This is a genomic window from Arenimonas terrae, assembly GCF_006265115.1.
In the GTDB taxonomy this organism is placed as follows: domain Bacteria; phylum Pseudomonadota; class Gammaproteobacteria; order Xanthomonadales; family Xanthomonadaceae; genus Arenimonas; species Arenimonas terrae.
Map to the genome: position 1 here is coordinate 756,825 of NZ_SMDR01000001.1, position 26,569 is coordinate 783,393.

Annotated in this window: 24 protein-coding genes and 1 pseudogene; 10 read left to right on the forward strand and 15 right to left on the reverse strand. The window is 70.5% G+C overall.

What is annotated here, in order from left to right:
• Positions 1 to 128 precede the first annotated feature (128 nt).
• Both E1B00_RS03635 and E1B00_RS03640 read left to right on the forward strand, forming a co-directional pair.
• Positions 129 to 2,870 carry a DUF2339 domain-containing protein gene (locus tag E1B00_RS03635; RefSeq protein ID WP_139445810.1) on the forward strand — a complete coding sequence of 914 codons (2,742 nt, stop codon included), beginning with the start codon at positions 129 to 131 and terminating at the stop codon, positions 2,868 to 2,870.
• A complete protein-coding gene (locus E1B00_RS03640) occupies positions 2,870 to 4,216 on the forward strand; it encodes a DUF3999 domain-containing protein (protein ID WP_139445812.1) in 1,347 nt (448 codons plus the stop codon). Before E1B00_RS03635 ends, E1B00_RS03640 begins: the two co-directional genes overlap by 1 nt.
• A 42-nt stretch (positions 4,217 to 4,258) precedes the next feature.
• Here the strand turns inward: E1B00_RS03640 and E1B00_RS03645 are convergent, their stop codons facing one another.
• From E1B00_RS03645 to E1B00_RS03680, 8 genes are all read right to left on the reverse strand, one after another.
• Positions 4,259 to 5,551 (reverse strand): argininosuccinate lyase, encoded by a 1,293-nt coding sequence (locus tag E1B00_RS03645; protein ID WP_139445814.1) that lies wholly within the window; start codon positions 5,549 to 5,551, stop codon positions 4,259 to 4,261.
• The gene (gene argC / locus E1B00_RS03650; protein WP_425456435.1) at positions 5,548 to 6,498 is read right to left on the reverse strand and encodes an N-acetyl-gamma-glutamyl-phosphate reductase; all 951 of its coding nucleotides are present in this window, start codon (positions 6,496 to 6,498) and stop codon (positions 5,548 to 5,550) included. The genes E1B00_RS03645 and argC overlap by 4 nt, the downstream gene beginning before the upstream one ends.
• Positions 6,495 to 7,100, reverse strand: a complete 606-nt coding sequence (locus tag E1B00_RS03655; RefSeq protein ID WP_139445817.1) for a GNAT family N-acetyltransferase — start codon at positions 7,098 to 7,100, stop codon at positions 6,495 to 6,497. Before E1B00_RS03655 ends, argC begins: the two co-directional genes overlap by 4 nt.
• Positions 7,101 to 7,104: 4 nt before the next feature.
• A complete protein-coding gene (locus E1B00_RS03660) occupies positions 7,105 to 8,412 on the reverse strand; it encodes an acetylglutamate kinase (RefSeq protein WP_139445819.1) in 1,308 nt (435 codons plus the stop codon).
• Between the two features lie 105 nt (positions 8,413 to 8,517).
• On the reverse strand, positions 8,518 to 9,615 hold the full coding sequence (locus E1B00_RS03665; protein WP_139445821.1) for an acetylornithine deacetylase: 1,098 nt from the start codon (positions 9,613 to 9,615) through the stop codon (positions 8,518 to 8,520).
• 1 nt (position 9,616) lies between these two features.
• Positions 9,617 to 10,819 carry an argininosuccinate synthase gene (locus tag E1B00_RS03670; protein WP_139445823.1) on the reverse strand — a complete coding sequence of 401 codons (1,203 nt, stop codon included), beginning with the start codon at positions 10,817 to 10,819 and terminating at the stop codon, positions 9,617 to 9,619.
• Between the two features lie 19 nt (positions 10,820 to 10,838).
• Entirely contained in the window at positions 10,839 to 11,843 is a 1,005-nt protein-coding gene (locus E1B00_RS03675) for an N-acetylornithine carbamoyltransferase (protein WP_139445825.1), read from the reverse strand.
• Positions 11,844 to 12,072: 229 nt separating this feature from the next.
• Positions 12,073 to 12,639: a glycine zipper 2TM domain-containing protein gene (locus E1B00_RS03680; protein ID WP_139445827.1), complete on the reverse strand. Its 567-nt coding sequence runs from the start codon at positions 12,637 to 12,639 to the stop codon at positions 12,073 to 12,075.
• Between the two features lie 180 nt (positions 12,640 to 12,819).
• On the opposite strand from E1B00_RS03680, the gene cysS reads away from it, so the two are divergent.
• Genes cysS through E1B00_RS03705 form a run of 5 tightly spaced genes read left to right on the forward strand, consistent with a single transcriptional unit; the run spans position 12,820 to position 17,530 of the window.
• Entirely contained in the window at positions 12,820 to 14,190 is a 1,371-nt protein-coding gene (gene cysS, locus E1B00_RS03685; RefSeq protein ID WP_139447675.1) for a cysteine--tRNA ligase, read from the forward strand.
• The gene (locus E1B00_RS03690; protein WP_139445829.1) at positions 14,190 to 14,627 is read left to right on the forward strand and encodes a SufE family protein; all 438 of its coding nucleotides are present in this window, start codon (positions 14,190 to 14,192) and stop codon (positions 14,625 to 14,627) included. The genes cysS and E1B00_RS03690 overlap by 1 nt, the downstream gene beginning before the upstream one ends.
• 5 nt (positions 14,628 to 14,632) lie before the next feature.
• Entirely contained in the window at positions 14,633 to 16,384 is a 1,752-nt protein-coding gene (locus E1B00_RS03695; protein ID WP_139445831.1) for a DUF885 family protein, read from the forward strand.
• A gap of 14 nt (positions 16,385 to 16,398) precedes the next feature.
• Complete coding sequence (locus E1B00_RS03700) at positions 16,399 to 17,160, forward strand: HipA family kinase (protein ID WP_139447677.1); 762 nt, start codon at positions 16,399 to 16,401, stop codon at positions 17,158 to 17,160.
• A complete protein-coding gene (locus E1B00_RS03705; RefSeq protein WP_139445832.1) occupies positions 17,147 to 17,530 on the forward strand; it encodes a DUF3037 domain-containing protein in 384 nt (127 codons plus the stop codon). Before E1B00_RS03700 ends, E1B00_RS03705 begins: the two co-directional genes overlap by 14 nt.
• A 54-nt stretch (positions 17,531 to 17,584) precedes the next feature.
• Here E1B00_RS03705 and dksA read toward each other — a convergent pair whose 3' ends face one another.
• Positions 17,585 to 18,472, reverse strand: a complete 888-nt coding sequence (gene dksA, locus E1B00_RS03710) for an RNA polymerase-binding protein DksA (RefSeq protein WP_139445835.1) — start codon at positions 18,470 to 18,472, stop codon at positions 17,585 to 17,587.
• Positions 18,473 to 18,627: 155 nt separating this feature from the next.
• Here dksA and yidD point away from each other — a divergent pair, with 155 nt between their 5' ends.
• From yidD to E1B00_RS03725, 3 genes and pseudogenes are all read left to right on the forward strand, one after another.
• Positions 18,628 to 18,810 (forward strand): membrane protein insertion efficiency factor YidD, encoded by a 183-nt coding sequence (yidD, locus tag E1B00_RS03715; protein ID WP_246048555.1) that lies wholly within the window; start codon positions 18,628 to 18,630, stop codon positions 18,808 to 18,810.
• Complete coding sequence (locus tag E1B00_RS03720) at positions 18,807 to 20,141, forward strand: dihydroorotase (RefSeq protein WP_139445839.1); 1,335 nt, start codon at positions 18,807 to 18,809, stop codon at positions 20,139 to 20,141. Before yidD ends, E1B00_RS03720 begins: the two co-directional genes overlap by 4 nt.
• Positions 20,138 to 20,980: pseudogene (locus E1B00_RS03725) on the forward strand (M23 family metallopeptidase); the annotation flags it as partial. The gene E1B00_RS03720 and the pseudogene E1B00_RS03725, both read left to right, overlap by 4 nt.
• Before the next feature lie 432 nt (positions 20,981 to 21,412).
• Here the strand turns inward: E1B00_RS03725 and folE2 are convergent.
• The 6 genes from folE2 to efp all read right to left on the reverse strand — a co-directional run bounded on the left by folE2 (position 21,413) and on the right by efp (position 26,536).
• The gene (folE2, locus tag E1B00_RS03730; RefSeq protein WP_139447680.1) at positions 21,413 to 22,351 is read right to left on the reverse strand and encodes a GTP cyclohydrolase FolE2; all 939 of its coding nucleotides are present in this window, start codon (positions 22,349 to 22,351) and stop codon (positions 21,413 to 21,415) included.
• 137 nt (positions 22,352 to 22,488) lie between these two features.
• Complete coding sequence (locus E1B00_RS03735) at positions 22,489 to 23,250, reverse strand: isoprenoid biosynthesis enzyme family protein (RefSeq protein WP_139445841.1); 762 nt, start codon at positions 23,248 to 23,250, stop codon at positions 22,489 to 22,491.
• A complete protein-coding gene (gene gph, locus E1B00_RS03740) occupies positions 23,247 to 23,915 on the reverse strand; it encodes a phosphoglycolate phosphatase (RefSeq protein WP_139445843.1) in 669 nt (222 codons plus the stop codon). The genes E1B00_RS03735 and gph overlap by 4 nt, the downstream gene beginning before the upstream one ends.
• Complete coding sequence (ubiG, locus tag E1B00_RS03745) at positions 23,915 to 24,622, reverse strand: bifunctional 2-polyprenyl-6-hydroxyphenol methylase/3-demethylubiquinol 3-O-methyltransferase UbiG (protein ID WP_139445845.1); 708 nt, start codon at positions 24,620 to 24,622, stop codon at positions 23,915 to 23,917. The genes gph and ubiG overlap by 1 nt, the downstream gene beginning before the upstream one ends.
• On the reverse strand, positions 24,619 to 25,965 hold the full coding sequence (locus E1B00_RS03750; protein WP_139445847.1) for a TRZ/ATZ family hydrolase: 1,347 nt from the start codon (positions 25,963 to 25,965) through the stop codon (positions 24,619 to 24,621). The genes ubiG and E1B00_RS03750 overlap by 4 nt, the downstream gene beginning before the upstream one ends.
• 4 nt (positions 25,966 to 25,969) lie before the next feature.
• Positions 25,970 to 26,536 (reverse strand): elongation factor P, encoded by a 567-nt coding sequence (gene efp / locus E1B00_RS03755; RefSeq protein WP_139445848.1) that lies wholly within the window; start codon positions 26,534 to 26,536, stop codon positions 25,970 to 25,972.
• Between the last annotated feature and the right edge of the window lie 33 nt (positions 26,537 to 26,569).

A 26,569-nucleotide genomic window follows, 5' to 3' on the forward strand; every position in this document is an offset into this window, starting at 1 on the left:
GGCGCCCCGGCGCCGGGCATCGCTACCGTCGTCCTGTGTCACTAACTGCCGCAGGCAGGCTGAAATCAGGTCGCTGACCGCCCCTTCACATTGGCTACACTCGCCCGACATGGACCGTGGGGGTGGGGATGAGCTGGATCCTGGGCTTGCTGGGCGCCGTGCTGGGGGCCGTAATGGCCGCTGCCAGCGAGGAGTTTTTCGGGTTCGTCGCCGGCGCCCTGCTGGGCGCGCTGCTGGGCATGGCGATCGGCCAGCGTGGCCGGGTCCGCGCGCTGGAGCAGCGCCTGGCCCGGGTCGAGGCGCTTTCGCGTCGCGGCACCGCGCCCGCAGCGGCGACTGCCGAGGCCGCCGCCGGGCCGCCGCCTGCCGCGGCCGAGCCCCCGCCGGCCGCCGCGACGTCGGCGGCGCCCCCGCTGCCCACCGACCCCGTGCCGCCGCCGGTCGCCACCGAAACGCCCGCGCGCCCGGCCGCCGGCCCGCCCCCCATTCCCGTCGCCCCGGTCCGCACTGCCGCGATGGCCGCGCCGGCCCCGTCCCAGGCGGCCGCGGCGCCCGTCGACGACACACCCCGTGGGCCGGACGTGCTCGAACAGGTGATCGCCACCGTGCGTGGCTGGCTGTTCGAGGGCAACGTGCCGGTGAAGATCGGCCTGCTGGTGCTGATGTTCGGTGTCGCCGCCGCGCTCAAGTACGCCGCCGACGCCGGCTGGCTGACGATGCCGATCGAGTTCCGCCTGGCCGGCATCGCCGCCGGCGCCATCGCCGGCCTGGTCTGGGGTCTGCGCACCGCACGCGAACGTCCGGCCTTCGGCCTGAGCGTCCAGGGCGGTGCGATCGGCATCCTGCTGCTGACCGTGTTCGCGACCTACCGCTACTACCACCTGATCGAAGCGATGCCAGCCTTCGTGATGGTGATCATCCTGGTCGCGGGCGCCAGCGTGCTGGCGGTGCGCCAGAACGCGCCGGCGCTGGCGGTGCTGGGCTTCATCGGCGGCTACCTGGCCCCGGTGCTGATCTCCACGGGCAGCGGCAACCACGTCGCGCTCTTCAGCTACTACGCGGTGCTCAACGCGGCGGTGTTCGCCATCGCCTGGAAGCGGCCATGGCGGGCGCTGAACCTGGTGGGCTTCGTCTTCACCTTCGCGATCGGCGGGCTGTGGGGCGCGAAGTACTACAAGCCGGAGTTCTTCAACACGGTCGAACCCTTCCTGGTGCTGTTCTTCCTGTTCTACGTCGCCATCCCGGTGCTGTACGCGCTGGCGGGGCGCGAGAAGAACGGCAAGGTCGACGGCACCCTGCTGTTCGGCACGCCGCTGCTGGCCTTCCCGATGCAGGCCGGCCTGCTGGCCGACCGCGAAGACACGCTGCCGCTGGCGCTCAGCGCGGTCGTGGTCGCGGCGATCTACGCCGGGCTGGCGCTGTGGGCGCGCAGCAATCAACGCCTGCGCGTGCTGGCGCAGAGCAGCGCGGCGATGGGCGTGGTGTTCGTGACCCTGGCCGTGCCGCTGGCGCTGTCGGCGCGCTGGACCTCGGCGGCCTGGGCGCTGCAGGGCCTGGGCATGGTCTGGCTGGGCCTGCGCCAGGAGCGCCGCCTGACCCGCTGGACCGGCCTGCTGCTGCTCGGCCTGGCCGGCGTCGCCTGGGTGGTCAGCCTGTTCGACAACGACCCGAGCCTGCAGGAACGTTTCCTGCTCAACGGCCAGGCGATGAACCTCGGCCTGCTGGCGATCGCCACCTTCGGCGCGTCCTGGCTCTACGACCGCGCCGGCAAGAGCCGCGTGCTGGCGATCCTGCTTTTCCTGGGCGGACTGTTCTGGTGGATCCTGCTGGGCATCCACGAGATCGCGGTCAACCTGGAGCCGGATTCGGACGCGACCGCCTACGGCATCTTCGCCGCGCTGACCGCCGTGCTGGCCGCGCTGCTGCGTCGCCCGATGGCCTGGCCGCGCGTGGGCTGGCTGGTGACCCTGGGTGCGCTGGCGTCCCTGCCGCTGGCCCTGTTGGCCCTGGAGCCGTCGAACACGACCTGGTTCGACCTGGCGCTGCTGGCCTGGTGGGGAATCATGGCGGCGCTGCTGCTGTCGCTGCGCGCCCTGCTCGAACCGCGCTCGCACGGCCTGATGTTCGGCCACCTGGCCGTGTTCATCACGCTGTCGGCGGCGCTGGGCCTGAGCCTGGCGCGGGTGCTCGAACAGCGCTTCGGCATGGCCGACGGCTGGCTGCTGCCGGCCAGCCTGGCGCCGCTGGCCCTGCTCGCGGGCCTGGCTTGGCGCCGGCCGCAGTGGGCCGGCTGGCCGGTGGCGGACGCGTTCGACGGCTGGCGCAACGCCTGGCTGGCGATCGCTGGCGCCGGCCTGGGACTGGGCTGGCTGATCGGGCAGTTCATGCCCGGCGGCAGCGCGCCCCTGCCTTGGCTGCCGCTGCTCAATCCGCTGGAGCTGAGCCTGCTGCTGGGCCTGCTGGTCATGGCGCTGGGTCTGCGCGAACGCGGCCCGGGCCCGGCCGGCTGGCCGCTGTGGGCCAGCGCCGCGCTGCTCACGCTGACGATGTCGGTGCTGCGCGCCTGCCATCACCTGGCCGACCTGCCCTGGACCGAATCGATCCTGTCCTCGCGCCTGGCCCAGGCCAGCCTGACGATCGCCTGGTGCGTCGCCGGCGTGGTCGCCTGGATCCTCGGTTCGCGCCGGCATGACCGCCCGCTGTGGTGGATCGGCGCCGCGCTGCTGGGCGTGGTCTGCCTGAAGCTGCTGTTCGTGGACCGACAGTTCATCGGCAACATCACCGGCGTCGTGTCCTTCATCGCGGTCGGCCTTCTGTTCGTGATCGTCGGCCGTATCGCCCCCACCCCGCCCCGTTCGGAGTCGACCTGATGCGCAAGCTTTCCCTCCTGCTGCTGGCCCTCGCCGGCAGCGTCCAGGCCCAGACGCCCGACGAGTTCGCGTGGCAGTGGCCGATCGCGCTCGAGGGCGACCAGGGTGCCTACCGGCTCGAACTGGACGAGTCGGTGTATGCGCACATCACCCGCAGCGACCTGCGCGACCTGGCGGCCTTCAACGCCGACGGCCAGCCGGTGCCGTTCGCGCCGCTGGCCCATGTCGAGACCCAGACCCAGCAGCGCAGCGAACTGCGCTGGCTGCGCCTGCCGGTGGCAGCGGCGTCCTCGGGCGATTCGCTGTCGCTGCGCCTGGAGCGCGACGCCGACGGCCGCGTGCGCGACCTGCAGCTCGACAGCGGCAGCACCGCGCCGGCCTCGCCCAGCGCCGACCTGCTGATCGACCTGGGCGAAAAGGACCCGCCGTCGGTGTCCTCGCTGCGCCTGGGCCTGGACGACCAGGCGGCGCTGCCGGTGAACCTGCGCGTGGACGTGCTTGCCAGCGACGACCTCGCCCAGTGGCAGGTGCTGGGCAGCGACCTGGCGATCGTCGCGATCAACGACAACGGCCTGCGCATCGAGCGCCTGCGCCTGGACTTCGACGCCTCGCACCAGCGCTACCTGCGGCTGCGCGTGGTCGGCGACAGCACCTGGCCGGCGATCGCGCGCATCGAGCACGAGCGGCGCGAGACCGGCCGCGACCTGCCGGAGCTGCGCGAGGTGGCGATCGAGGGCCAGCCGGTGGACGGCAAACCCGGCGTGTTCGACTACCGCAGCGCCGGTCCGTTCCCGGCCGAGCGCCTGGACCTGCGCCTGCCCGCGGCCAACACCGTGGCCTCGGTGCGCTTCGAGGCGCGCGACGACGACGACGCGCCCTGGTATCCGGTCACCGGTTTCACCGCCTTCCGCCTCGGCGGCGGCAGCGATGAGGTGCGGCACCTGCCGGCCGATATCGGCCTGCAGCGGCAGCGGCAGTGGCGGGTGGTGACCGAACCGGCGCTGGCGCAGGCGCCGACCCTGGTGCTGTCGTACCGGCCGGACCGCTTCGTGCTGCTCACCCAGGGCGCGGCGCCCTACCGCCTGATGGCCGGCAGCACTCGCGCCAGCCGTCCGGACTATCCAGTGCAGGCGGCGCTGGCGGCGGCGGGCGCGTCCAAACCCTCCGGCTGGCAGCCGCCGCGCGCGACGCTGGGCGAAGGTTCGGTCGCGGCCGGCGAGGCAGCGCTGAGCCCGCTGCGCGGTCCGCAGTACCGGCGCTGGCTGCTGTGGGCGGTGCTGGCCGTCGGTGCCGGCCTCGTGCTGATCGTGTCGCTGCGCGTGTTGCGTACGCCGCCGGCGGCCTGACGCCGCTTCAGCGCACGCCGCGCTGCGCGGCGTGCGCAGGTTTCAGCCTCTCGCCGCGTCCAGACGCCTGCGCAGCAGGTCCAGGCCCAGCGCGGCGTCGCCGCCGGGCGAGACCCGCGCCGCGAGGCTGGCGGCCGGATCGGCGCCCGCTGCCGGCAACGGGTCACTGGCGGCCAGTTTGTAGGCCTCGCGGAACGGCAGGCCCGAGCGCGCCAGCTCGATCGCGCGGTCGGTGGAATACATGCCGTCGTCGAAGGCAGCCGCCAGTTTCTCCGGCCGCCACTGCAGCCCGCGCAGCAGCGCCGGCAGCAGGGCCAGCGCGCCCAGGCCCTTGCCGAAGGCGTGGAAGAGCGAGCCCTTCGAATACTGCAGGTCGCGGTGGTAGCCCGAAGGCAGCGACAGCAGCTGCTCGAGCTCGACCCGCGCCGCCGACACGCAGGCATAGGTGCCGCGCATCAGCTCCACCAGGTCCGGGTTGCGCTTGTTCGGCATGATCGAGGAGCCGGTGGTGTACTGCGCCGGCAACTGCACGAAGCCGAATTCGGACGTGGTGAACAGGCTCAGGTCCCAGGCCAGGCGGCGCAGGTCCAGCAGGGCGGCGCCGAGCGCGTCGATGGCGCCGATCTCGAACTTGCCGCGCGAGAGCTGGGCGTAGATCGGGCTGACCTGCAGGCGCGCGAAGCCGAGTTCGGCGGTGGTGAAGTCGCGGTCCAGCGGCAGGTTGACGCCGTAACCGGCGGCGGTGCCGAGCGGATTGGCGTCCACCCAGTCGCCGGCCTGGGCGGCGCGCACGGCGTTGTCGATGAAAGCTTCGGCGAAACCGGCCCACCACATCGCGGTGGACGACACCACCGCGCGCTGCAGGTGGGTGTAGCCGGGCATCGGCAGGCGCTCGGATTCGGCGCGGGCAAGACAGGCCCCGGCGGTTTCCAGGCAGAGCGCGCGCAGCTCGCCCAGGCGCTGCTTCAGCCACAGGCGGGTGGCGACCAGGATCTGGTCGTTGCGGCTGCGGCCGGTGTGGATCTTGCGGCCGGTGTCGCCCAGGCGTTCGACCAGGCGCGATTCGATCGCGGAATGGCAGTCCTCGAAGCGGTCGTCCAGCACGAAGGCGCCGCTGGCGACGTCGGCCGCCAGCGCGTCGAGCTCGCGGCAGAGGCCGTCACATTCCTCCGCCGTCAGCAGGCCGATGCGCGCCAAGCCGCGGGCATGGGCGCGGCTGGCGACGATGTCGTGGGCGATGAACTCGCGGTCCAGCACCACGTCGTCGCCGGCCAGGAAGGCCTGGATGCGCGCGTCCACCTCGACGCCGGGTTTCTGCCACAGCAGGTCGCTCATGCGGGGATTCCCATCGTTTCCGGCAGGCCGAAGGCCAGGTTGAGGTTCTGCAGGGCCTGGGTCGCGGCGCCCTTGAGCAGGTTGTCGAGCGTGGACACGACCACCAGGCGCCGGCCGTCGGCCGCCAGCGTGAAGCCGCCCACCTCGGCGTGGTGCCTGCCGGCGATGCGGCTGACCCAGGGCGTGTCGCCGGTCACTTCCACCAGCGGCTCGGCGCCGTAGGCCGCGTAGTAGCGGCCGCGCACCTCGTCGAGGTCGAACGGCCGGGACAGGTGCAGGTTAGCCGTGAGCGTGATGCCGCGGAAATGCGCCGCCACGTGCGGCATGAACTCGACGGGCAGGCCCAACCGGCGCGTCACTTCGCGTTCGTGCACGTGGCCGGTGAGCGAGTACGGCATCAGGTTGTCGCGCAGCTTGTCGGGATCGTTCTTGTCGGACGGACTGGTGCCGGCGCCCGAATAGCCCGACACGCCGAAACACTGCACCGGCCCGGCCAGGACATCGTGCATCGGCGCGATGGCGACCTGCATGGCGGTGGCGTAGCAGCCGGGATTGCTGATGCGGCGTTTGCCCGCAGCGTCCGCGCGGGTCAGCTCGGGCAGGCCGTAATGCCAGCCGTCATCGAAGCGGTAATCCGCCGACAGGTCGACGACGACCGTTGCCGGCGCCCGCGCGTCCACCTGGGCGACGAAGGGCGCCGCCATGGCGTTGGGCAGGGCCAGCACCAGGGCGTCGGCGCCCTGCCCTGCGGCCGCTTCGGCGTCGAGGTTGGTGTAGCGCAGGTCGCCGGCATAGGACGGCTCGTGGTCGGCCAGGCGCTGGCCGTCGCGCTCGCGGGACGACACGAAGGCCAGTTCGAAACGCGGGTGCGCCGCGACCAGCCGGATCAGTTCGGCGCCGACATGGCCGCGCGCACCGACCAGCCCCAGGGAAATCTTCGCGGTCACGCCGAGGCTCCGTGGTCGAGTTTGTAGTCGAGGTGGCGGCGCACCGTCGGCCATTCGTTGTCGAGGATGGAATACACCACCGTGTCGCGCAGATGCCCGTCGGGCATGCGCATCTGCCGGCGCAGGATGCCGTCGAAGTGCGCGCCCAGCCGTTCAATGGCGGCACGCGAGCGATGGTTGAAGGCGTGGGTGCGGAACTCCACCACGGTGCAGCCCATCGCGTCGAAGGCGTGGCCGAGCAGCAGGCGCTTGGCCTCGGTGTTGAGCGCGCTGCGCTGGACCCGCGCCGAATACCAGGTGTAGCCGATCTCCAGGCCGGGGATCACCGGGTCCATGCGGAAGTAGCGCGTGCAGCCCACCGGCTCGCCGGCGGCATTGCGCACCAGGAAGGGCATGGCGGTCCCCGCTTCGCGGTCGGCGAGGGCCTTCGCGACATAGGGACGCACCGTCTCCGGCCCCGGCACCGAGGTGTACCAGAGATTCCAGAGCTCGCCGTCGGACGCCGCCAGCAGCAGGTCTTCGACATGCTCCTTCTGCAGCGGCTCCAGGCTGACGTGCACGCCCTGGAGCATGGGCGGGATGGACCAGTGCAGGTTGTTCATTCGCTCAGCCTTTCAGGGTCGCGGGCCGGGCCAGGCAGTGTTCGACCGCATAGCGGATCTGCTCCCAGCCCTCGAGCCCGTACCAGAATACATTCCACTTCTCGCCCTTGAGGCAGCCGTCGGCCTCGTCGAAGTAGAAGTCGTTGACCGGGTTGCCGTTGCGGGCCCGCCAGAACAGCTGCGGGGTCTGGTCGCGCATCACCTGCCAGGCGGCGCGGCCGAGGCCCTCGCCCTGGGCGTCGTCGCTGACCGCGAACTTGTCCAGGTGCGGGATGCCGTCTTCGAGCGTGATGATCAGGGCGGCGCGGTAGTGTTCGCTGACGTAGGCCTTGAACAGCTGGGTCTTCTCGAAATAGTCGGGCGCGAGCTTGCGGCCGAAGCCCGATTCGATCAGCACCTTCAGGCGCTTGAGGTCGAGCTTTCTCCAGGAGCTGACACTGCGCACCTGCTCACCACGCCGCACCAGGGTGCCGGAGCCGCGGTGGGTGAACAGCTCCTTGGCCAGCTGGTCGGGCCGCGTGATCGAGACCGAGCTCGAGGGCGGAAGCTCCATCAGCAGGTCGTGGATCTGCTCGATCTTCACCTTCATGCCCGAATGCAGCCAGGGCTGGCGCAGCAGGTCGGCATATTCGGTGCTGAGGTTGATCGAGTCGATCACGTTGCCGTCGCCGTCGAGCAGGCCGCCGGTGCCGGTGAGGAAGATGATTTTGTAGGGCTGCAGGGTCTTGACCAGGTCGTTGGCGGCCCAGTCGGCGTTGATGTTGAGGATCTGGCCACCGGCGGTTTCGCCCAGCGAGGCGATGACCGGGATAGAGCCGACCTTGATCGCGGCCTGGATGCCGGCGGTGTGCACTGCCTCGACCTTGCCGACCAGCCCGTACTTGCGCTTGTTGAGGAGGCCGCACTCGAATACGCCCGAGGTGATCGACGTGGCGCGCACGCCCTGGGCCTGCAGGGCCTCGACCAGGCGCAGGTTCTCCTGCTGCGAGACGCGCCGCACGATCGCCAGGCCGTTGGCGTCGGTGACGCGCAGGCCGTCCACGGTGACCTTTTCGATCTTCGCGGCCTTCATCTGCTCGTCCAGCTGCGGGCCGGCGCCGTGGATAACGATCGGCGTCAGGCCCACCTGCTGCAGGAAGGACAGCGAGCTCACCAGCGCGTCCAGGTCGTCGCGCAGGATCGCGCCGCCGACCTTGACCACGGCGAAGCGCTCGGCGTCGAGCTGCGAGAAGCGCTTGAGGTACTGCTGGATCTCCTTGGCGCTGGCCATGTTGGACAGCAGGCGGACGATCGTGGTGCGCATTTCAGTCATGGTGAGCGTCGGCGTGGCAGGTGTGTCCCGGAAGTGCCCTCCGGGAAAATTCCAGTTGGCCCGCGGCGAGCGCGGGGGCGGTTTGGGCGATCAGGCTGAGGTCGTTCACGTAGCCTCCAGGAGTCGGCGGTAGGTGGCGGAAACGGTGGCGAGCTGGTCCAGCGAAACCCATTCGTCGGCGGTGTGGGCCTGGGCGATGTCGCCGGGGCCGAACACCAGTGCGGTCAGTCCGGCCTGCGAGAACAGCGAGGCCTCGGTCCAGAAATCCACGGCGTTGCCGATCGGCATGCCCAGATCGTCGGCAAGGTCGCGCGCCGTGAGCCGACGCTCCTCGGCCCGCGCCACGTCGCCCGAGGGCAGCGACGGGCCGCTGAAGGTTTCCTCGTACGACGCCAGCAGGCCCGCCGGCGCGAAACTCCGGAAGATCTCGTGCAGCGTCTCCAGCGACTGCGAGGGCAGCGGCCGGAAGCCGAAACGCAGTTCGGCGCTCGGCGCGATCATGTTGGCCTTGATGCCGCCCTCGACCCGGCCGATGTTGAAACGCAGCCCGGTCAGGCCGCCGAAACGCAGGTGGTCCTGGGCCTCGACGAAGTCCATGGCTCGGCCGCCCCAGCGCACGGCGGCATGCAGGGCGCTGGTGTCGCGCGCCTGCTGGCCCGAGGCGTGGCCGGCCTCGCCGCGGAAACGCATCAGCACCGAGCTGATGCCGCGGTGCGCCAGCACCGCCTGGCCCATGGTCGGTTCGGCGACGATGGCCTCCTCGAAGCCGTGGTCCGAGGCCAGGAAGGCCGCGATGCAGCGCGCGTCGTTGGCTTCCTCGTCGGTGGTGAACAGGAAGGCGACGTCCCCCTTGCTGACCTTGGCCGCCGCGACCAGCGCCGCGGCGGCGCCCTTGATGTCGCAGGCGCCCAGCGCGATGGCCTTGTCGGCCGTGACCCGCAGCCGGTGCGGATCGGCGCTCCAGGCCGGCGACGACGGCACCGTGTCGAGATGCACGTTGAAGACGCGTTTCGGTTCACCCCGCACCGCCAGCATCGACACCGCACCGGCGCCGTGGTCGGTCACCGTGATTCGGAAATCCGGCAGCTGCGCGCGCAGGTAGTCGAAGATGCCGCCCGTGCCGATGTCGCGCGGCGGGTTGCGGGTGTCGAAGGACACCAGCGCTTCCAGGTGTTTCAGGACTTCGGGCAGCAGATCGCTCATGTCAGGCCTTCCGGTTCACTTCGGCCCAGAGCGTGCTGCTCATGCCGTACAGGCGGATGAAACCCTCGGCTTCGGGCACGCCCCAGTCAGCCGACTGGGCATAAGTCGCGCCCTTGGCGTTGAGGATGTGCGGCGAGCGCACCGCCACGGCGCCGACGCTGCCGCCCTGGGTCTCGATCACCACCTCGCCGTTGACGGTGGCCTGGCTGGAGGCCAGGAAGGCTTCGAGGTCGGTCTTGAGCGGATCGTTGTAGAAGCCCTCGTAGACCAGTTCGACCCACTTGCGCGCCACCTCGGGCTTGAAGCGGTTCTGGTGCTTGGTCAGCACGGCCTCTTCCAGCGCGCGGTGCGCCGTGAGCAGCGCGGCGAGGCCCGGGGCTTCGAAGATGATGCGGCCCTTGAGGCCGATCGTCGTATCGCCGGTGTACAGGCCGCGACCGACACCGTACTTCGAGAACAGGCCATTGAGCCTGGCCAACAGTGCGGCACCTGGCATGGCAACGCCGTCCAGCGCCACCGCCTCGCCCTGCCGGAAGGTGATCGTCGCGCGCAGCGGCGCGACCGGCCATTCGGCGCGCGGCGCGCACCAGCCGCGGGCGCCTTCGCCCGGCGCTTCCCAGCGGTCGATCTCGCCGCCGGACATGGTCAGGCCAAGCAGGTTCTCGTTGATGGTGTAGGCCTTCTGCTTGGCGCGCACGCCGAAGCCGCGCTCCTCCAGGTAGGTCTGCTCGTAGGCGCGGGTCTGGTTGTGTTCCTTCTGGATCTCGCGGATGGGCGCGACGATCTGGTAGTCGCCCGCTGCCTTCACCGCCAGGTCGAAACGCACCTGGTCGTTGCCCATGCCGGTGCAGCCGTGCGCGATCGCGTTCGTGCCGATCTCGGCCGCACGCTTCAGGGCCGCGTCCACGATCAGGTACCGGTCCGACACCAGCAGCGGGTACTGGCCCTGGTAACCCTCGCCCGCCATCACGAAGGGTTTGACGAAGCCGTCCCAGATGGCCGGGCCACCGTCAACGGTGACGTGGCTGGCGGCGCCGAGTTCGGCGGCGCGCTGCTCGATGTAGGCGCGCTCCTCGGCATCCACGCCGCCGGTATCGGCGAACACGGTGTGCACGGCCCAGCCGCGCTCCTGCAGCCAGGGAATGCAGAAGCTGGTGTCGAGGCCGCCGGAGAAGGCGAGGACGATGTCTTTCTTGTCGGTCATGAGCGGGGAGGTCCTGGGATCATTGGTTCGCGAGCGCGGCCATCACCGCTTTCTGCACATGCAGGCGGTTTTCGGCTTCCTCGATGGCGATGCAGTAGGGCGCGTCCATCACGCCGTCGGTGGCCTTGACGTTGCGGCGCAGCGGCAGGCAGTGGCTGAAGACGCCGCTGTTGGTCAGGGCCATCTTGGCCTCGTCGACGATGAAGTGCTTGTGCGCGTCCCGGATGGGCTTTTCCTGGTCCCAGCGGCCGAAGTACGGGATCGCACCCCAGCTCTTGGCGTAGACGACGTCGGCGCCGGTGTAGGCCTCGGCGATGTCGTGGCTCATGCGGAAGCTGCCGCCGGACTCGGCGACGTTGTCGCGGGCCCAGCCCAGGTAGCGCTCGTCCAGCGCGTATTCCGGCGTCGGGCACAGCAGGGTCACGTCCATACCCATGCGCGTGGCAATCGTGAGCGCCGAGTTCGCCACCGCGGTGTTGAGCGGCTTGGGGTGGTAGGTCCAGGTCAGCACGAACTTCCTGCCGCGCAGGTCGGTGGTCTTGAAGTGCTCCTGCAGCGCCAGCGCGTGCGCCAGCTCCTGGCAGGGATGGGTGATGGTCTCGAGGTTGATGACGGGCACCGTCGAGTACTTCGCGAAGGACTTGAGCACCCGGTCCTCGCGGTCCACCGACCAGTCCTGGAACTTCGGGAAAGCCCGGACCGCCACCAGATCCACGTAACGCGACAGCACCCGGGCGACCTCGGCGATGTGCTCCTCGGCCTCGCCGTCCATCACCGATCCGACGTTGAACTCGATCGGCCACGCGTCCTTGCCGGGCTGCAGCACCACGGCATGGCCGCCCAGCTGGAACGCACCCAGCTCGAAACTGGTGCGGGTCCGCAGCGAGGGATTGAAGAACACCAGGGCGATGGACTTGCCCTTGAGCTGGTCGCCGGCCTTGCTGCCCTTGAAGGCGGCGGCCTGGGCCAGGACGGCGTCGAGCTCGGCGCGGGTCCAGTCCTGGGTGTTGAGGAAGTGCTTCATTCGTCGGCCCTTTGAAAAATCCACAAAACAAAAAAGCCCAGCGCGAGGCTGGGCTTTTCCGGTGTACAAGCGATGACGTCCCGGTTTACCCAGCTGGCGTGTGGGGTTCCGGTCGGCGCGCGCGCGAGGTCATACCCGCCGCCATATAGGCGGAGGTGAGGACGTCGGCGCTGGCGCAGGTCAGGTTCATTCGGGGGGCAGTATGCCGGCCGGGGCGGCCGGCCGCAACTCAGCGCGAGCCCACGCCGCCGTCATCGGGCGTCACCGAGACCCGGATCCGCAGGCGGTTGCCGGGATCGTAGGGCAGGCGCGACATGTACTTCTCGCCCTTGTACATGTATTCGACGTCGTAGCCGACCACCTGGCGCTCCTCGCGTTCGACCTCGACCAGGGTGCAGCCCCGGGCCTCGGCCTCGGCCCGCCGCTGGGCGATGTTGTGGCCCACCATGCCGCCGGCGACCGCGCCGGCGACCGTGGCGGCCTTGCGGCCGTCGCCCTTGCCGACCTGGTTGCCCAGGGCGGCACCGACGATGGCGCCGATGACGGTGCCGCCGGTGGTCTTGCCCGACTGCCGGTATTCAGTGTCGCTGCAGCGCTCTTCCGGGACCCGGGTGCGCACCGTCTCGAAGACCTCGTCTGCCCGCAGGACCTGGGCGTAGCCGTAGCTGACGTTTTCGGGGACCGGGGCGTCGTAGTAGCCGGGGTCCTGTTCGTATGGATCCTGGCCGTACTGGGCGAGCGCCGGACCGGCGGCGACCAGCAGGAGCAGCGGCAGGATGCGGTTGGCAGCAGTCATGGTGGATCTCCGTCGAGGGCGGGCAGCGGCGCCTGGACCTCCCCGGTCCGACCCGGACCCGGGCCACGCGCTCAACTGACGCGGCGATTCAAACACCCAACGGCTGAACCCGAGCCTAAGATTTTCGTTAAGCGCGGCGGACGGGCTTGCTAGACTTCGGCTTTCCCCGTGATCCACGCCATGGACCTGCGCCTCTACAACAACCTGCACCGGCAGCTCGAAACCTTCGAGCCCCGCGACCCGAACCGGGTCACGATGTACGTCTGCGGACCCACCGTCTACAACTACGTGCACATCGGCAACGTCCGCCCACCGGTGGTGTTCGGCGTGCTGGCCAACCTGCTGCGCCGGCGCTATCCGAAGCTGGTCTACGCCCGCAACATCACCGATGTGGACGACAAGATCAATGCCGCCGCCCGCGAACGCGGCGTGCCGATCGGCGAGATCACCGGCAAATACACCCAGGCCTATTTCGACGACCTCGCCCGCCTGGGCGTAGCCCCGGCCGACGTCACGCCGCACGCCACCGCACACATCGGCCACATCATCGCGATGATCGAGCGCCTCGTCGACAGCGGCCACGCCTACGTCGCCGAGGGCCATGCGCTGTTCTCGGTGGCCAGCTTCCCGGACTACGGCAAGCTCTCGCGCCGCGATCCCGAGGAAATGCTGGCCGGCGCCCGCGTCGAAGTGGCCCCCTACAAACGCGACCCCGGCGACTTCGTGCTGTGGAAGCCCTCCACGCCCGACCTGCCCGGCTGGCCGTCGCCCTGGGGCATCGGCCGCCCTGGCTGGCACATCGAATGCTCGGCCATGGCCGAGGCCCACCTGGGCGACACCATCGACATCCACGGCGGCGGCGTCGACCTGCAGTTCCCGCACCACGAGAACGAGATCGCCCAGAGCACCTGCGCCCACGGCGGCGAGGTGTTCGCGCGCTACTGGCTGCACAACGGCATGCTGACCTTCGACGGCGCCAAGATGAGCAAGTCGGTGGGCAACGTTTCGCTGGTGCACGACCTGCTCGACCAGCACCCGCCCGAAGCCCTGCGTTACGCCCTGCTTTCGGCCCACTACCGGCAGCCGCTGGACTGGTCGGACAACCTGATCGAGCAGAGCGTGCGCACGCTCGACCGCCTGTACGGCACGCTGCGCGACCTGGCCGATGTGCCGGTGATCGCGCCGATCGTGCCGGTGGCGGTCGAGGCGGCGCTGTGCGACGACCTCAACACCCCGGCCGCGCTCGCCGAACTGGCGCGCATCGCCGGCGAAGCCCGCAAGGCCGACGGTCCGCTGGCCCGCGCCAACCTCAAGGCCGAACTGCTGGGTGGCGGTGAACTGCTGGGCCTGCTGCAACAGGAACCCGCCGCCTGGTTCAGCCGCGGCAGCGCCGAGGGCGACGACGCCCGCATCCAGGCCCTGGTGGACGAACGCAATGCCGCCAAGCAGGCCCGAGACTTCACCCGCGCCGACGCCATCCGCAGGCAGCTGGCCGACGAGGGCGTGCTGCTGGAAGACACGGCCCAGGGTGTGCGCTGGAGGCGCGGCTGATGCGCCCGACCGAAGCCAGCGCCGCCGCGGCGCAGGCTGCCATCGCCGAGGAGTTCGGATTCTTCGGCGACTGGTCCGAGCGCTACCAGTACCTGATCGACCTGGGGCGCAAGCTGCCGCCTTTCCCCGAAGCGGACAAGACCGAGGCCAACCGCCTGCACGGCTGCCAGTCGATGGTCTGGATCACCGCCTCGGGCGACGCCTCGGACCTGGAGTTCCACGCCATCAGCGATTCGAGCATCGTCTCGGGCCTGATCTACCTGGCGCTGCGCGTCTATTCGGGCCGCAGCGCCGCCGAGATCCTGGCCACGACGCCCGACTACATCGCCGGCATCGGCCTGGCCAAACACCTTTCCCCGACCCGCAGCAATGGCCTGGCCTCGCTGCTGCAGTTCATCCAGGACACCGCCCGCCGGCATCAGCCGCCCCAGGAGTGATCTCAATGCACCATCGCCGCCGCCTGTCCGTGCTCTGCCTCGCCGTCGTCCTGGCCCTGCCCGCCGCCGCGGCCGAACGCCCGGACCTGGCGCCCGCGCTGAGCGAGATGCCGGCGGACGCGCAGCGCCTGGCTCCCGTGGTGCAGCGCTTCCGGACCGACCTGGCCAGCCTGGGCCGCGTCTACGACATCACCGCCGGCCCGCGCCGCGAGGCGGCCTTCCGCGGCCTGTACACCGACTGGCAGAAGCGCCTGGCGGAAATCGATCCGGCCGGCCTCGCCCTGGAAGACCGCATCGACCACGCCCTGCTCACGCGCGATCTGGCCTACCGGCTCGGGCAGCTGGACTTCGAGCGCAACCGCTACCGCGACGCGGCGCCGCTGCTGCCCGGCGTGGAGGCCCTGATCGCGCTGGCCGAAGCGCGCCGCGAGCTGCAGTATCCGGACGCGCACGCCAGCGCCGAGACGCTCGAGCGCAGCCGCCGCGCGCTTTCCGACCTGCAGCGACGGCTGGAGAAGGATCCCAAGGCCCTGGGCAGCACGCCCATCGTCGCCCACCGCGCCGCCCGTCTGCTCGAGGGCGTGCGCGCCGACCTCAAGCAGTGGTACGGCTTTCACGCCGGCTACGACCCGCAGTTCAGCTGGTGGAACAAGCAGCCCTACGAGGCGCTGGACCAGCAGATGGACGCCTACGGCAAGCTGCTGCGCGACAAGCTGGCCGGCGCCAACGACCCGGAGACCATCATCGGCGACCCGATCGGCCGCGAGGCCCTGGTCGCCGGCCTGCGCCACGAGCTGATCCCCTACTCGCCCGAGCAGCTGATGGACCTGGCCGAACGCGAACTGGCCTGGTGCCAGCGCGAGCTCGAGAAAGCGGCGGCGGAGATGGGCGTCAGCGACTGGAAGCAGGCGCTCGAAACCGTCAAGACGCGCCACCCCGCGCCGGGCGAGCAGCCCAAGCTGGTGGTCGAGCTGGCCGACGAAGCGATCGATTACCTGATCGCGAACGACCTGGTGTCGGTGCCCGAGCTGGCCAAGCGCGACTGGCGCATGACCATGCTGACGCCGGAATACCAGCTGCAGGCACCGTTTTTCCTCGGCGGCCAGGACGTCTGGGTGGCCTACCCCACCGACACCATGCCGCACGACAAGAAGCTGATGGCCCTGCGCGGCAACAACCGCCACTTCTCGCGCGCGGTCGTGCACCACGAGCTGATCCCCGGCCACCACCTGCAGTACTTCTACAACACCCGCTACCAGACCCAGCGCGAACTGTTCGACACGCCGTTCTGGAGCGAAGGCTGGGCGCTGTACTGGGAGTTCCGCCTCTGGGAGCGCGGCTTCGCCAAGACGCCCGAGGACCGGATCGGCATGCTGTTCTGGCGCAGCCACCGCGCCGCCCGCATCCTGTTCTCGCTGGGCTTCCACCTCGAGAAGATGACGCCCGATCAGGCCGTGGACCTGCTGGTGGAACGTGTCGGCCATGAGCGCGAGAACGCGCGCGCCGAAGTGCGCCGCAGCTTCGCCGGCGACTACGGCCCGCTGTACCAGATCGCCTACATGATCGGCGGCCTGCAGTTCCATGCGCTGCACCGGGAGATCGTCGGCGCCGGAAAGATGAGCGAACGCGAGTTCCACGACGCCATCCTCAAGGGCGGCCCGATGCCGGTGGCCGTGGTGCGCGCCCGCCTGCGCGGCGAGCTGCCGCCGGGCGAGCTCAAGGCCGACTGGCCCTTCTACGACTTCGGCGGGCGCTGATACCGGCCATGGTCCTGCGCACGATCACCGTCGCCCGCTACGTCACGCCGCTGCGCGAGGGCGGGTCCCTGCCGGCCCTGGTCGAGGCGGACGACGACGGTCTGTACGTGCTGAAGTTCCGCGGCGCCGGCCAGGGCCCGAAGGCGCTGGTCGCCGAGATCATCGCCGGCGGCATCGCCCGCGCGCTGGGCCTGGACGTGCCGGAGATCGTGCTGGCCGAACTCGACCCGGAGCTGGCCCGGACCGAGCCCGACCCGGAGATACAGGAGCTGATCCGCGCCAGCGGCGGCACCAACGTCGCGCTCGACTTCCTGCCGGGCTCGGCGAATTTCGACCCGGTGGCCGATCCGGTGGACCCGGCGCTCGCTTCGCGCGTCGTCTGGCACGACGCCTTCACCAGCAATGTCGACCGCAGCGCCCGCAACACCAACCTGCTGGCCTGGCACCGGAAACTCTGGCTGATCGACCACGGCGCGGCGCTGTACTTCCATCACGGTTGGGACGGCGGCCCCGCTGCGGCGGACAAGGCCTTCCCGATGATCCGCGACCACGTGCTGCTGCCTTTCGCCAGCGGCCTGGCGGACGCCGACGCGGCGCTGGCCCCGCGGCTGGACGCCGGCACGATCGCCGGCATCGTCGCCGGCGTGCCCGATGCGCTGCTGCTGGACGCGGCGATCGGCGACCCGGATACCCAGCGCCGCGCCTACGTCGACTACTTCTGCCGACGCCTGGTGCACCGACGCTTCGTCCAGGAGGCCATCGATGCACGCGGCTGACACCTACGACTACGCCGTCATCCGCGTGGTGCCGCGGATCGAGCGCGAGGAGTTCATCAATGCCGGCGTGATCCTGTCCTGCCAGAAGCTCGGCTTCCTCGGCGCACGCATCGCGCTGGATGAGGCCCGGCTGCTGGCGCTGGCCCCGGGCGTGGACCTGGAGCTGGTGCGCCGCCACCTCGCGGCGATCCCGGCGATCTGCGCCGGCCATGCCGAGGCCGGCCCGATCGGCGCCCTGCATCCGCGCGGACGTTTCCACTGGCTCACCGCGCGCCGCAGTTCGATCATCCAGACCTCGCCGGTGCACACGGGACGCTGCGGCGATCCCGAGGCCACGCTCGACCGCCTGCTCGCGAAGCTGGTGGGCTGAGAAAACAGAAGCCCCGCCGGAGCGGGGCTTCATTCTGGTGCGGAGCGGTGGGACTTATTCGCCCATCTGCTTCTGGCGGTGTTCCCAGCGTTCCTGCGCGTCGATGGTGCGCTCGGCGGTCAGGCGCGCCTCCAGGCGCTCCAGGCCGATCTCCTCGCCGGTGTCCACGCAGTAGCCGTAGCTGCCGTCCTCGATGCGCTTGAGCGTGCTGTCGATCTTGCTGATCAGCTTGCGGTAGCGGTCGCGGGTGCGCAGCTCGAGCGAATTCTCGGATTCGCGGCTGGCACGTTCGGCTTCGTCGCCGACGTCGCGCACTTCTTCCTTGAGGTTCTCGATGGTCTGCTTGGACTCCTCGACCAGGTCGTCCTTCCACTGCAGCAGGCGCTGGCGGAAGTACTCGAGCTGCATCGGGCCCATGTACTCTTCCTTCGCGCTGGGCTTGTAGCCCTCGGGAAGGGTGACGCGCTCGCGCGACGGCGCGGGCTTCATGCGCTCGGGGCGCGGCGCGGCGGGCTTCACGTAACCGGCGCGCACGCCGGGCTCGCGCCGGACCGGCGCGGGCTTGGCGACGGGGGCCGGAGCGGCCTTGGCGACCGGCGCAGGCGCGGCCTTGGCCTTGGCGACCGGGGCAGCAACCGGCTTCACCGGCGCCTTGGCGACCGGCTTGGGTGCGGGCTTGGGCGCCGCCTTGGCAACGGGCTTGGCAGCAGGTTTGGCAGCGGCCTTCTTGGCGACGGGCTTGGCGACCTTTTTCACCGGCTTCGCGGCCGGCTTGGCCTTGGCCGCGGGTTTGGCGACCTTCTTGACCGGTTTGGCGGCCTTCTTGGCGGGCTTGGTGGCCGGCTTGGCCTTGGCAGCCGGCTTCTTCGCCGGCTTGCTGGCCTTGACGGGCTTCTTGGCGGCCGGTTTGGCGGCCTTCTTTGCGGGTTTCTTAGCGGCCACTAGGGCAATTCCTCTCTTTCCTTGAGGCTCGAAGGCGGCGTGTTATAGCCTAGTCCTTCACCAGCGGCAACCTTAGTCCTCACGCCAGTCCGGCGCAATCAGTGAAAAAACCCGCCATCCTGTTGCTGCGCGGCTACAAACTGCTCATCAGCCCCATGCTCGGCCAACGCTGCCGCTTCCACCCCAGCTGTTCGGTCTACACCATGGAGGCGATCGAGCGCTTCGGCGTGGTCCGCGGCAGCTGGCTCGGCGCCAAACGCATCGGCCGCTGCCATCCCTTCCATCCCGGCGGCCTGGATCCGGTCCCCGACACCTGGCCCGACAAGAGGACGCCATGACTTCCCTGCTCATCAAGAACGCCCGCATCGTCAACGAAGGCCGCGAATTCGAGGGCGACCTGCGCGTGCGCGGCGACCGCATCGAGCAGATCGGCAGCGGGCTGTCCGCGCGCGACGGCGAAACCGTACGCGACGCCGGCGGCCGCTGGCTGCTGCCCGGCGTGGTCGACGCCCAGGTGCACTTCCGCGAACCAGGCCTGGAGCACAAGGGCGACCTCGCCACCGAACCGGCCGCGGCCGTCGCCGGCGGCGTCACCAGTTATCTGGAGATGCCCAACACCAAGCCGCCGACGCTGGACAACGACGCGCTCGAGGACAAGTACCGCCGCGCGGCTGGGCGTTCGCGCGCGAACTTCGGCTTCTACTTCGGCGCCTCCAACGACAACCTGGAGAACGTCAAGCGCATCAACCCGGCCACCACTCCGGGCCTGAAGATCTTCATGGGCGCCTCCACCGGCAACATGCTGGTGGACGACCCCGCCATCCTCGACGCCATGTTCCGCGAGTGCCGCGTGCCGATCATCACGCACTGCGAGGACACACCGATGATCGACGCCGAGATGGCCAAGGCGCGCGCGAAGTACGGCGACGACATCCCGGTGGACCTGCACGGCGTCATCCGCTCGCGCGAGGCCTGCATCAAGTCGACCCGGCTGGCGATCGAGCTGGCGAAAAGGCACGGCACCGCGCTGCACGTGCTGCACATCAGCACCGCCGAGGAGCTGATGCTGTTCGAGCCGGGCCCGGTCGACGGCAAGCAGATCACCGCCGAGACCTGCGTGCACTTCCTGCATTTCGCCCGCCCGGACTACGCCACCCGCGGCAACTTCATCAAGTGCAACCCGGCGATCAAGGAAACCAGCGACCGCGCCGCGATCATCCGGGCCGTGGCCGAGGACCGCGTCGACGTGCTCGCCACCGACCACGCGCCGCACACCCTGGCGGAGAAAGAGCAGCCCTACCTCACCGCGCCTTCGGGCCTGCCGCTGGTGCAGGATTTCCTCAGCTGCGCGCTGCAGAAGGTGCACGACGGCCACTTCAGCCTGCCGCACCTGGTGAAGAAGGTCGCGCATGCGCCGGCGATCCGTTTCGGCATCACCGAACGCGGCTTCCTGCGCGAGGGTTACTTCGCCGACTTCGTGCTGGTGGACCCGGACGCGCCCTTCACCGTGCGCCGCGAGGACGTGCTGTCGAAGTGCGGCTGGTCGCCGTTCGAGGGCGAAACCTTCCGCTCGCGCGTCGCGGCGACCTACGTCAACGGCCAGCTGGCCTGGGATGGCCGCCAGCTGGTTGGTGCGCCGCAGGGCCGCCGCCTGGCGTTCGCGCGATGAGCTGGGCGCTGGGCGCGCTGCTGTTCGCGGCGACCGTCGCCGGCGCGCCGGCCGCCGCGCCTCCTCCGGCTGCTTCGATGGCGCAGGACCCCGCCGCCCGCGTCGTTTTTCCGGCCAGCGTCTCCCAGGGCGCGATGGTGATCGGCAAGGTGCCGCCCGGCAGCCGCGTGCGGCACGGCGGCCGCGAGCTGCGCGTGACCGCCTACGGCAGCGTCGTGTTCGGCGTCGGCCGGGACGCCACGGCCCCGCTGCAGGTCGAGGTCGAACGTCCGGACGGCGGCCGCGAGCGCATCGCCATCGGGGTCACGCCGCGCGACTGGCCGGTCGAGGAAGTCCGCGGCGTGCCGCCGCGCACTGTCGATCCGCCGCCCGAGGTTGCCGCCCGCATCGCCCGCGAGGCCGCCCAGGTCGGCGCCGCGCGCGCGCTCGACGACGCCCGCGCCGACTTCGCCCAGGCCTTCATCTGGCCGGTGGCGGGCCGGCTCAGCGGCCGCTTCGGCAACCAGCGCATCTACAACGGCAAGCCCGGCAGCCCGCACTCGGGCATGGACATCGCCGCCCCCGCCGGCACGCCGGTGAAGGCGCCCGCCGCGGGCGTGGTCACGCTGGCCGCGGCGGATTTCTACATCACCGGCGGTACCCTGATCATCGACCACGGCCACGGCATCAGCTCGAACTTCCTGCACCTCTCGCGCATCGACGTGAAGGTCGGCGACCGGATCGCGCAGGGCCAGGTGGTCGCCGCGGTCGGCGCGACCGGCCGCGCCACCGGCCCGCACCTGCACTGGGGCATGAACTGGTTCGACGTGCGCATCGATCCGCTGCTGGTGCTCGAGCGCGCGAAGCTGGCGGCGCGCAGTGCCGCGGTTGCGCTCGACGGACCGCACGTGGTGCTGCAGGGCGCGGGCAATGAAAGCCCCCGCCCGGCGCGGCTGGCCGATTTCGCCGCCACGCTGCGCCGCTGCCTGGAAAACCGCGGACTGACCCTGGCCACGACCCTGATCAACGAACCCGTCATCGTGCTGCGCGAAGGCGGCGAGGAACTGGAGCTGGTGATGCCCGCCGAGATCGGCGCCTACGTCTTCTGGCCCGGCCGCAAGCCCGGCGAGGCGATGGGTTATCCGCTCATCGACGGCAGGCCGCAGGCGATGGCCCGCGAGCTGGCCCAGCGCTACTTCGAAGGACCGCCCTGCCCGGTCTCCGGCTGATCCGGTGGCGCAAATGCAAACCCCGGGCAGGCCCGGGGTTTGCTTCCAGCGTCCGAAGGTGACTCAGCGCGCCGCGAGGCCATCCGGCAGCGCGGTGTAACCCCCGGGCACGCCCTTGGTCGCGACCGCGACCGCATCGTGCGGATGCAGGCTTTCCTGGTGGGTGGCGCGCAGCCAGAAGTCGCTGATGCGCCCGTCCTGTTCCAGCGCGTCCTGCATGCGGCGGGCGGCGTCCTCGCAGAACATCAGGTTCTGGCCGTTGAGCAGGGCGAAGGCCTGCTCGTCCACGCGCTTGACCGCGGTCTGCACCGGCGTCTTCAGCGCGCCCTCGATGCGATCGATGATCTCGACGATCGGGAAGTTCTGGAACGACGGCACCAGGCGCAGCTTCACCTCGGCGATGCTGCGCTGGCTGTGCGGCGTGGCGCGGATGCCCTGCTCGGTGCCCAGCCAGGCCAGCACGGCCTCGCGGTCGAGCGGCTGGCCAGAGGCGAAGTCGCTTTCGAACTGCTCCTGGATCAGCTGGCGCGCCAGCGCCGCCGAACAGGGACAGGTGCTCGAATACGCCGCCTCGAGGCCGAGCTCGAGCGCGAAGTGGCCGCGGTCCATCACGCCGGTGATGGTCACCGGATAGCTCTTCCAGCCGCTGTTGTCGCTGGCCAGGGCCGCACGGCGCACCAGATGCTCGAAGCGCAGGCTGATCATCGCCCGGTCGGAGAGTTCGGCGTGCGATTCCAGGAAGTCCCTGAGCAGGCGGCGGACCGAGGCCGGCGTCACCGGCTCGTTCGACAGCGCCTTGTCCACGTGCAGGTACAGGCGCGACATGTGGATGCCGCGCACGTCGCCGCGCTTGAGGTTGACGAAGGCGTTGACGCGGGCGCCGCTGCTGACCGTGCGGCCATCTTCGGCCTGCAGCATCAGCGGCATCTCGATCTCGCCCATGCCGACCCAGTCGAGCACGCCGGCCAGGGCCGGGCGGGCTTCGGCCGCGATGTCGGGCATCACGCGGGCGGTGTTCTCAAGATTGCTGGGGGCCACGGCGGCGCTCCTGTTCAAGGTCACGGCAAGCTAGATGAGGGCGGGTGCAGGCTACGTCAAGTTCAGGGCACGGGGCGCCGATGCGTCCGCAACGATGCGTCTCAGCGGTTCCGGGCGACGCGCCAGGCGCGCCACACCGTCAGCGGCGCCGCGGGCGGGGCGAAGCCCTTGCCAGACGCCAGGCGGTCCAGGCGGATGCGGTCGAAGCGCGTGCGCAGACGCCGGAACAGCGGACCGTCCGGCGCAGGCAGCGCGGCCGCGAGCTCGCGCGCCCAGTCGCGCAGCAGGGCCTCGCCCTGCCCTGCCGCGACCTGCGCCGCGGTCAGGCCATGGCGGGCCAGCAGGTTCAGCGGCAGCCGCGCCTGGTCTTCACCGGCCAGCCCCGCGGGCAGTCGCTGCAGAAGAAGGTGCGCGGCCAGGGCCTGCGTCGCCCCGGGCGCCGGCGTGCCGCCGAAGACGCCGGCCTCGACCTGGGCCAGTGCCGACGCGAAGCCGCGCACCTGGTCCAGGGCCTGGACGGCATCGCCCGGGCGCGCGTCGAACTGCGCCTGCTCCATCAGCGCACGCGCCAGCGCGGCCCAGGGCAGCGCGGGCAGCGCCAGTTCGGCGCTGATCGGGTGGCGTCCCCGCCCCTGCGAAAGGTTCAGCAGTTCTTCCGCCCACCACTGGCTCTTGACCGCGGTGACCCGGGCGTCGCTCAGCTCGAAGGCGGCTTCGCGCAGCTCGTGCACCAGCGCGCCCCAGGCGCGGAAGCGCGAACGCTGCTCCGGCGCGCAGAACACCTCGGCCAGGGCCATCTCCGGCTCGCGCCGGTGCCACTTGGCGACGAAGTGTTCGATCGCGTCGGCGGGCAGCGTGCTCATGCCGGCAGCAGGCCCGGTTCGGCCAGCAGGTCGCGCGGTTCGGCGCAGGCGTGGTCGGCGTTCCAGGCCATCGGATCGTCGCCCTCCTCGCGGTAACCCCACAGCGCCGCCACCGAGACCATGCCGGCGGCACGCGCGGCGACGATGTCGCGCTCGTCGTCGCCGACGTAGATGGCTTCGTCCGGCGCGATGCCCAGGCGCTGGCACGCCAGCAGGATCGGCGCCGGATCGGGCTTGCGCTGCGGCAGCGTGTCGCCGCCGACCAGCACCGCGCAGCGCGAGGTCCAGCCAAAACCTTCCACCACGCCGACGGCGAGACCTTCGGGCTTGTTGGTGACGATCCCCCAGCGCAGGCCGCGCGCTTCGATCGCCGCCAGCAGCTCGGCGACGCCGGCGAAGGCCACACTGTCCACCGCCAGCGCCTGGCCGTAGTGCGCGAGGAACGGCGCCAGCAGCGATTCGCGCTCGGCGTCCGAAAGGTCCGGCAGCGCCACCGACAGCATGGCGCGGCCGCCCTTGGACACCACCTGGCGCAGCCGCGACAGCGGCACCGGCGGGCGGCCCAGGCCGGCCAGCACGCGGTTCACGGCATTGCAGAGGTCCGGGGCGCTGTCGACCAGGGTGCCATCGAGGTCGAACAACACCGCCCGCAGTGGCTGGGACATCAGGACTTCACCGCACAGGCCAGGTAGTTGATCGCCGTCGGCCCGCCGACCCAGGCCTTGCGGCGGATCGGGTCGTAGGCCAGGCCGCTGACGTCCTCGGCCTGCAGGCCGGCGGCGCGCAGCCAGCCGGCGAGTTCGGAGGGTTTGATGAACTGTTTGTAATCGTGCGTGCCCTTGGGCAGCAGGCGCGCCACGTATTCGGCGCCGACGATCGCCACCGCGAAGGCCGCGGGCGTGCGGTTGAGCGTGGACAGGAACAGCCGCCCGCCGGGCTTGAGCAGGGTCGCGCAGGCACGCACCACCGCGGACGGATCGGGCACGTGCTCCAGCATCTCCATGCAGGTGATGGCGTCGAAACTCGCGGGCGCCTCGGCGGCCAGCGCTTCCACGGACTGCAGGCGATACTCAACCTTCAGGCCGGATTCGAGCAGGTGCAGCTTCGCGACGTCGATGAGTTCCGGGGCGAGGTCGAGCGCGGTGACGGCCGCACCTTCGCGGGCCAGGGCTTCGCTCAGCAGCCCGGCGCCGCAGCCGACGTCGAGCACGCGGGCGCCGGCCAGCGCGACGCGGTCGCGTACGTAGCCCAGGCGCGCCGGGTTGAGTTCGTGCAGCGGGCGCTGCGGGCCCTGCGGGTCCCACCAGCGGTTGGCGAGCGCGCCGAACTTGTCGAGTTCGGCCTGGCTGGCATTGGCGGCGGGCGCGCTCATGCGCCGGTCCGGATGCCGAGGATGCGCTGGCGCCACTGGCGCGCCTTGGCGCGGATGGCGCCGGCATCGAGGTCGGTGAGCGCACCGTCGGCGAGCTTGCGCACGCCCGCGACCCAGACGTCGGTCACCTGGTGGCGGCCGGTGGCGTAGACCAGCTGCGAGATCGCATGGAACATCGGCTGGGTCTCCAGCGCATCGAGGTCGACCAGGGCCAGGTCGGCCTGCTTGCCCGGTTCGATCGAGCCGACCAGTTCGCCCAGCCCCATCGCCCGCGCGCTGCCGAGCGTGGCCATGCGCAGCGCGCTGGCGGCGTCGAGCGCCGACGCATCGCCGGACACGCCCTTGGCCAGCAGGGCCGCGGTGCGCATCTCGCCGAACATGTCCAGGTCGTTGTTGCTGGCGCAGCCGTCGGTGCCCAGCGCCAGATTCACGCCGGCCTGGTGCAGTTTGTGCACCGGGCAGAAGCCCGAGGCCAGCTTGAGGTTGGATTCCGGGCAGTGCGCCACCGAGACGCCGCGTTCGGCGCAGAGCGCGATCTCGGCGTCGGTCAGCTGGGTCATGTGCACCGCGATCAGGCGGTCGCTGACCAGACCGAGGCGGTCGAGCCGGGCGATCTGGCGCATGCCGTTCTGGCGCTGGGAATCCTCGACTTCCTGCGCGGTCTCGTGCACGTGGCAATGCACCAGCAGGTCGAGCTGGTCGGTGAGCATGCGGATGCGCTCGAAGCTGGCGTCGCTGACCGTATAGGGCGCATGCGGCGCGAAGCAGGTGCGCACCAGCGGGTCGCGGCGCCAGTTGTCGTGGACTTCGAGCGCCTTGTCGAAATATTCGTCCTGCGACTTGGCCCAGGCGGTCGGGAACTCGATCACCGGCAGGCCGACCAGGGCGCGGAAGCCCAGGCGCGAATAGGTCGCGGCCTGCACGTCCGGGAAGAAGTAGTTTTCGTTGCAGGCGGTGGTGCCCCCGCGCAGCATCTCCGCCACCGCCAGCTCGATGCCGTCGGCGACGAAATCCGGGCCGATCACCTGGCCCTCGATCGGCCAGATGTGCTGCTGCAGCCATGTCATCAGCGGCAGGTCGTCGGCGACCCCGCGCAGCAGGGTCATCGGGTTGTGGCAGTGGGCGTTGACCAGGCCGGGGATCAGCACCGAACCCGGGCGGCTGAGCACCTGCGTCGCGGCGAAGCGCAAGCGGGCCTCGGCCCGCGGCAGCACCGCCAGGATCAGGCCGTCGCGGATGGCGACGGCGTGGTCCTCCAGCACAACCGCGTGCGGCTCGACCGGCACGACCCAGCCGGCTTCGATCAGCAGGTCGCAGGCTTGCGGCGCAGCGGCGGTCGTCATGCGGTCACTTCACCCGCGAGACGTATTCGCCGGAGCGGGTGTCGACCTTGATGATCTCGTCCTGGTTCACGAACAGCGGCACGCGCACCACGGCGCCGGTCTCGAGCTTGGCCGGCTTGCCGCCGCCGCCCGAGGTGTCGCCGCGCACGCCCGGGTCGGTCTCGACGATCTTGAGCTCGACGAAGTTCGGCGCCTGCACCGCGATCGGGGTGCCGTTCCACAGCGTGACCACGCAGGCTTCCTCGCCCTTGAGCCAGTTCTTGGTCTCGCCGATGCCGGTGGCGTCGGCCTGGACCTGCTCGAAGGTCTCCTGCTGCATGAAGTGCCAGTACTCGCCGTCGGCGTAGAGGAACTGCATGTCCGTGTCGATGACGTCGGCGGCTTCGAGGCTGTCGGTGGCCTTCATCGTCAGCTCGACCACGCGGCCGGTCTTGATGAAGCGGTACTTCACGCGGGTGAAGGCCTGGCCCTTGCCCGGCTTGACGTACTCGGTGTCGGTGATCACGCACGGCTCGCCGTTGACGATGATCTTCATGCCGTTCTTGACGTCGTTCATGCCATAGCTGGCCATGTGGAGCTCCTGGGTGAAGTGCCGGGCCGCCGG

What these genes read in the sequence shown, in the direction of transcription:
- efp (WP_139445848.1), bottom strand. Translation starts at nt 26,536, where the DNA reads ATGGCCAGCTATGGCATGAACGACGTCAAGAACGGCATGAAGATCATC.
- E1B00_RS03635 (WP_139445810.1), top strand. Translation starts at nt 129, where the DNA reads ATGAGCTGGATCCTGGGCTTGCTGGGCGCCGTGCTGGGGGCCGTAATG.
- E1B00_RS03735 (WP_139445841.1), bottom strand. Translation starts at nt 23,250, where the DNA reads ATGAGCACGCTGCCCGCCGACGCGATCGAACACTTCGTCGCCAAGTGG.
- E1B00_RS03705 (WP_139445832.1), top strand. Translation starts at nt 17,147, where the DNA reads ATGCACGCGGCTGACACCTACGACTACGCCGTCATCCGCGTGGTGCCG.
- E1B00_RS03660 (WP_139445819.1), bottom strand. Translation starts at nt 8,412, where the DNA reads ATGACTGAAATGCGCACCACGATCGTCCGCCTGCTGTCCAACATGGCC.
- E1B00_RS03750 (WP_139445847.1), bottom strand. Translation starts at nt 25,965, where the DNA reads ATGACGACCGCCGCTGCGCCGCAAGCCTGCGACCTGCTGATCGAAGCC.
- E1B00_RS03665 (WP_139445821.1), bottom strand. Translation starts at nt 9,615, where the DNA reads ATGAGCGATCTGCTGCCCGAAGTCCTGAAACACCTGGAAGCGCTGGTG.
- E1B00_RS03690 (WP_139445829.1), top strand. Translation starts at nt 14,190, where the DNA reads ATGCGCCCGACCGAAGCCAGCGCCGCCGCGGCGCAGGCTGCCATCGCC.
- E1B00_RS03675 (WP_139445825.1), bottom strand. Translation starts at nt 11,843, where the DNA reads ATGAAGCACTTCCTCAACACCCAGGACTGGACCCGCGCCGAGCTCGAC.
- E1B00_RS03640 (WP_139445812.1), top strand. Translation starts at nt 2,870, where the DNA reads ATGCGCAAGCTTTCCCTCCTGCTGCTGGCCCTCGCCGGCAGCGTCCAG.
- E1B00_RS03695 (WP_139445831.1), top strand. Translation starts at nt 14,633, where the DNA reads ATGCACCATCGCCGCCGCCTGTCCGTGCTCTGCCTCGCCGTCGTCCTG.
- folE2 (WP_139447680.1), bottom strand. Translation starts at nt 22,351, where the DNA reads ATGCCCGACATCGCGGCCGAAGCCCGCCCGGCCCTGGCCGGCGTGCTC.
- E1B00_RS03645 (WP_139445814.1), bottom strand. Translation starts at nt 5,551, where the DNA reads ATGAGCGACCTGCTGTGGCAGAAACCCGGCGTCGAGGTGGACGCGCGC.
- E1B00_RS03655 (WP_139445817.1), bottom strand. Translation starts at nt 7,100, where the DNA reads ATGAACAACCTGCACTGGTCCATCCCGCCCATGCTCCAGGGCGTGCAC.
- E1B00_RS03680 (WP_139445827.1), bottom strand. Translation starts at nt 12,639, where the DNA reads ATGACTGCTGCCAACCGCATCCTGCCGCTGCTCCTGCTGGTCGCCGCC.
- ubiG (WP_139445845.1), bottom strand. Translation starts at nt 24,622, where the DNA reads ATGAGCGCGCCCGCCGCCAATGCCAGCCAGGCCGAACTCGACAAGTTC.
- E1B00_RS03720 (WP_139445839.1), top strand. Translation starts at nt 18,807, where the DNA reads ATGACTTCCCTGCTCATCAAGAACGCCCGCATCGTCAACGAAGGCCGC.
- yidD (WP_246048555.1), top strand. Translation starts at nt 18,628, where the DNA reads ATGCTCGGCCAACGCTGCCGCTTCCACCCCAGCTGTTCGGTCTACACC.
- cysS (WP_139447675.1), top strand. Translation starts at nt 12,820, where the DNA reads ATGGACCTGCGCCTCTACAACAACCTGCACCGGCAGCTCGAAACCTTC.
- E1B00_RS03670 (WP_139445823.1), bottom strand. Translation starts at nt 10,819, where the DNA reads ATGACCGACAAGAAAGACATCGTCCTCGCCTTCTCCGGCGGCCTCGAC.
- gph (WP_139445843.1), bottom strand. Translation starts at nt 23,915, where the DNA reads ATGTCCCAGCCACTGCGGGCGGTGTTGTTCGACCTCGATGGCACCCTG.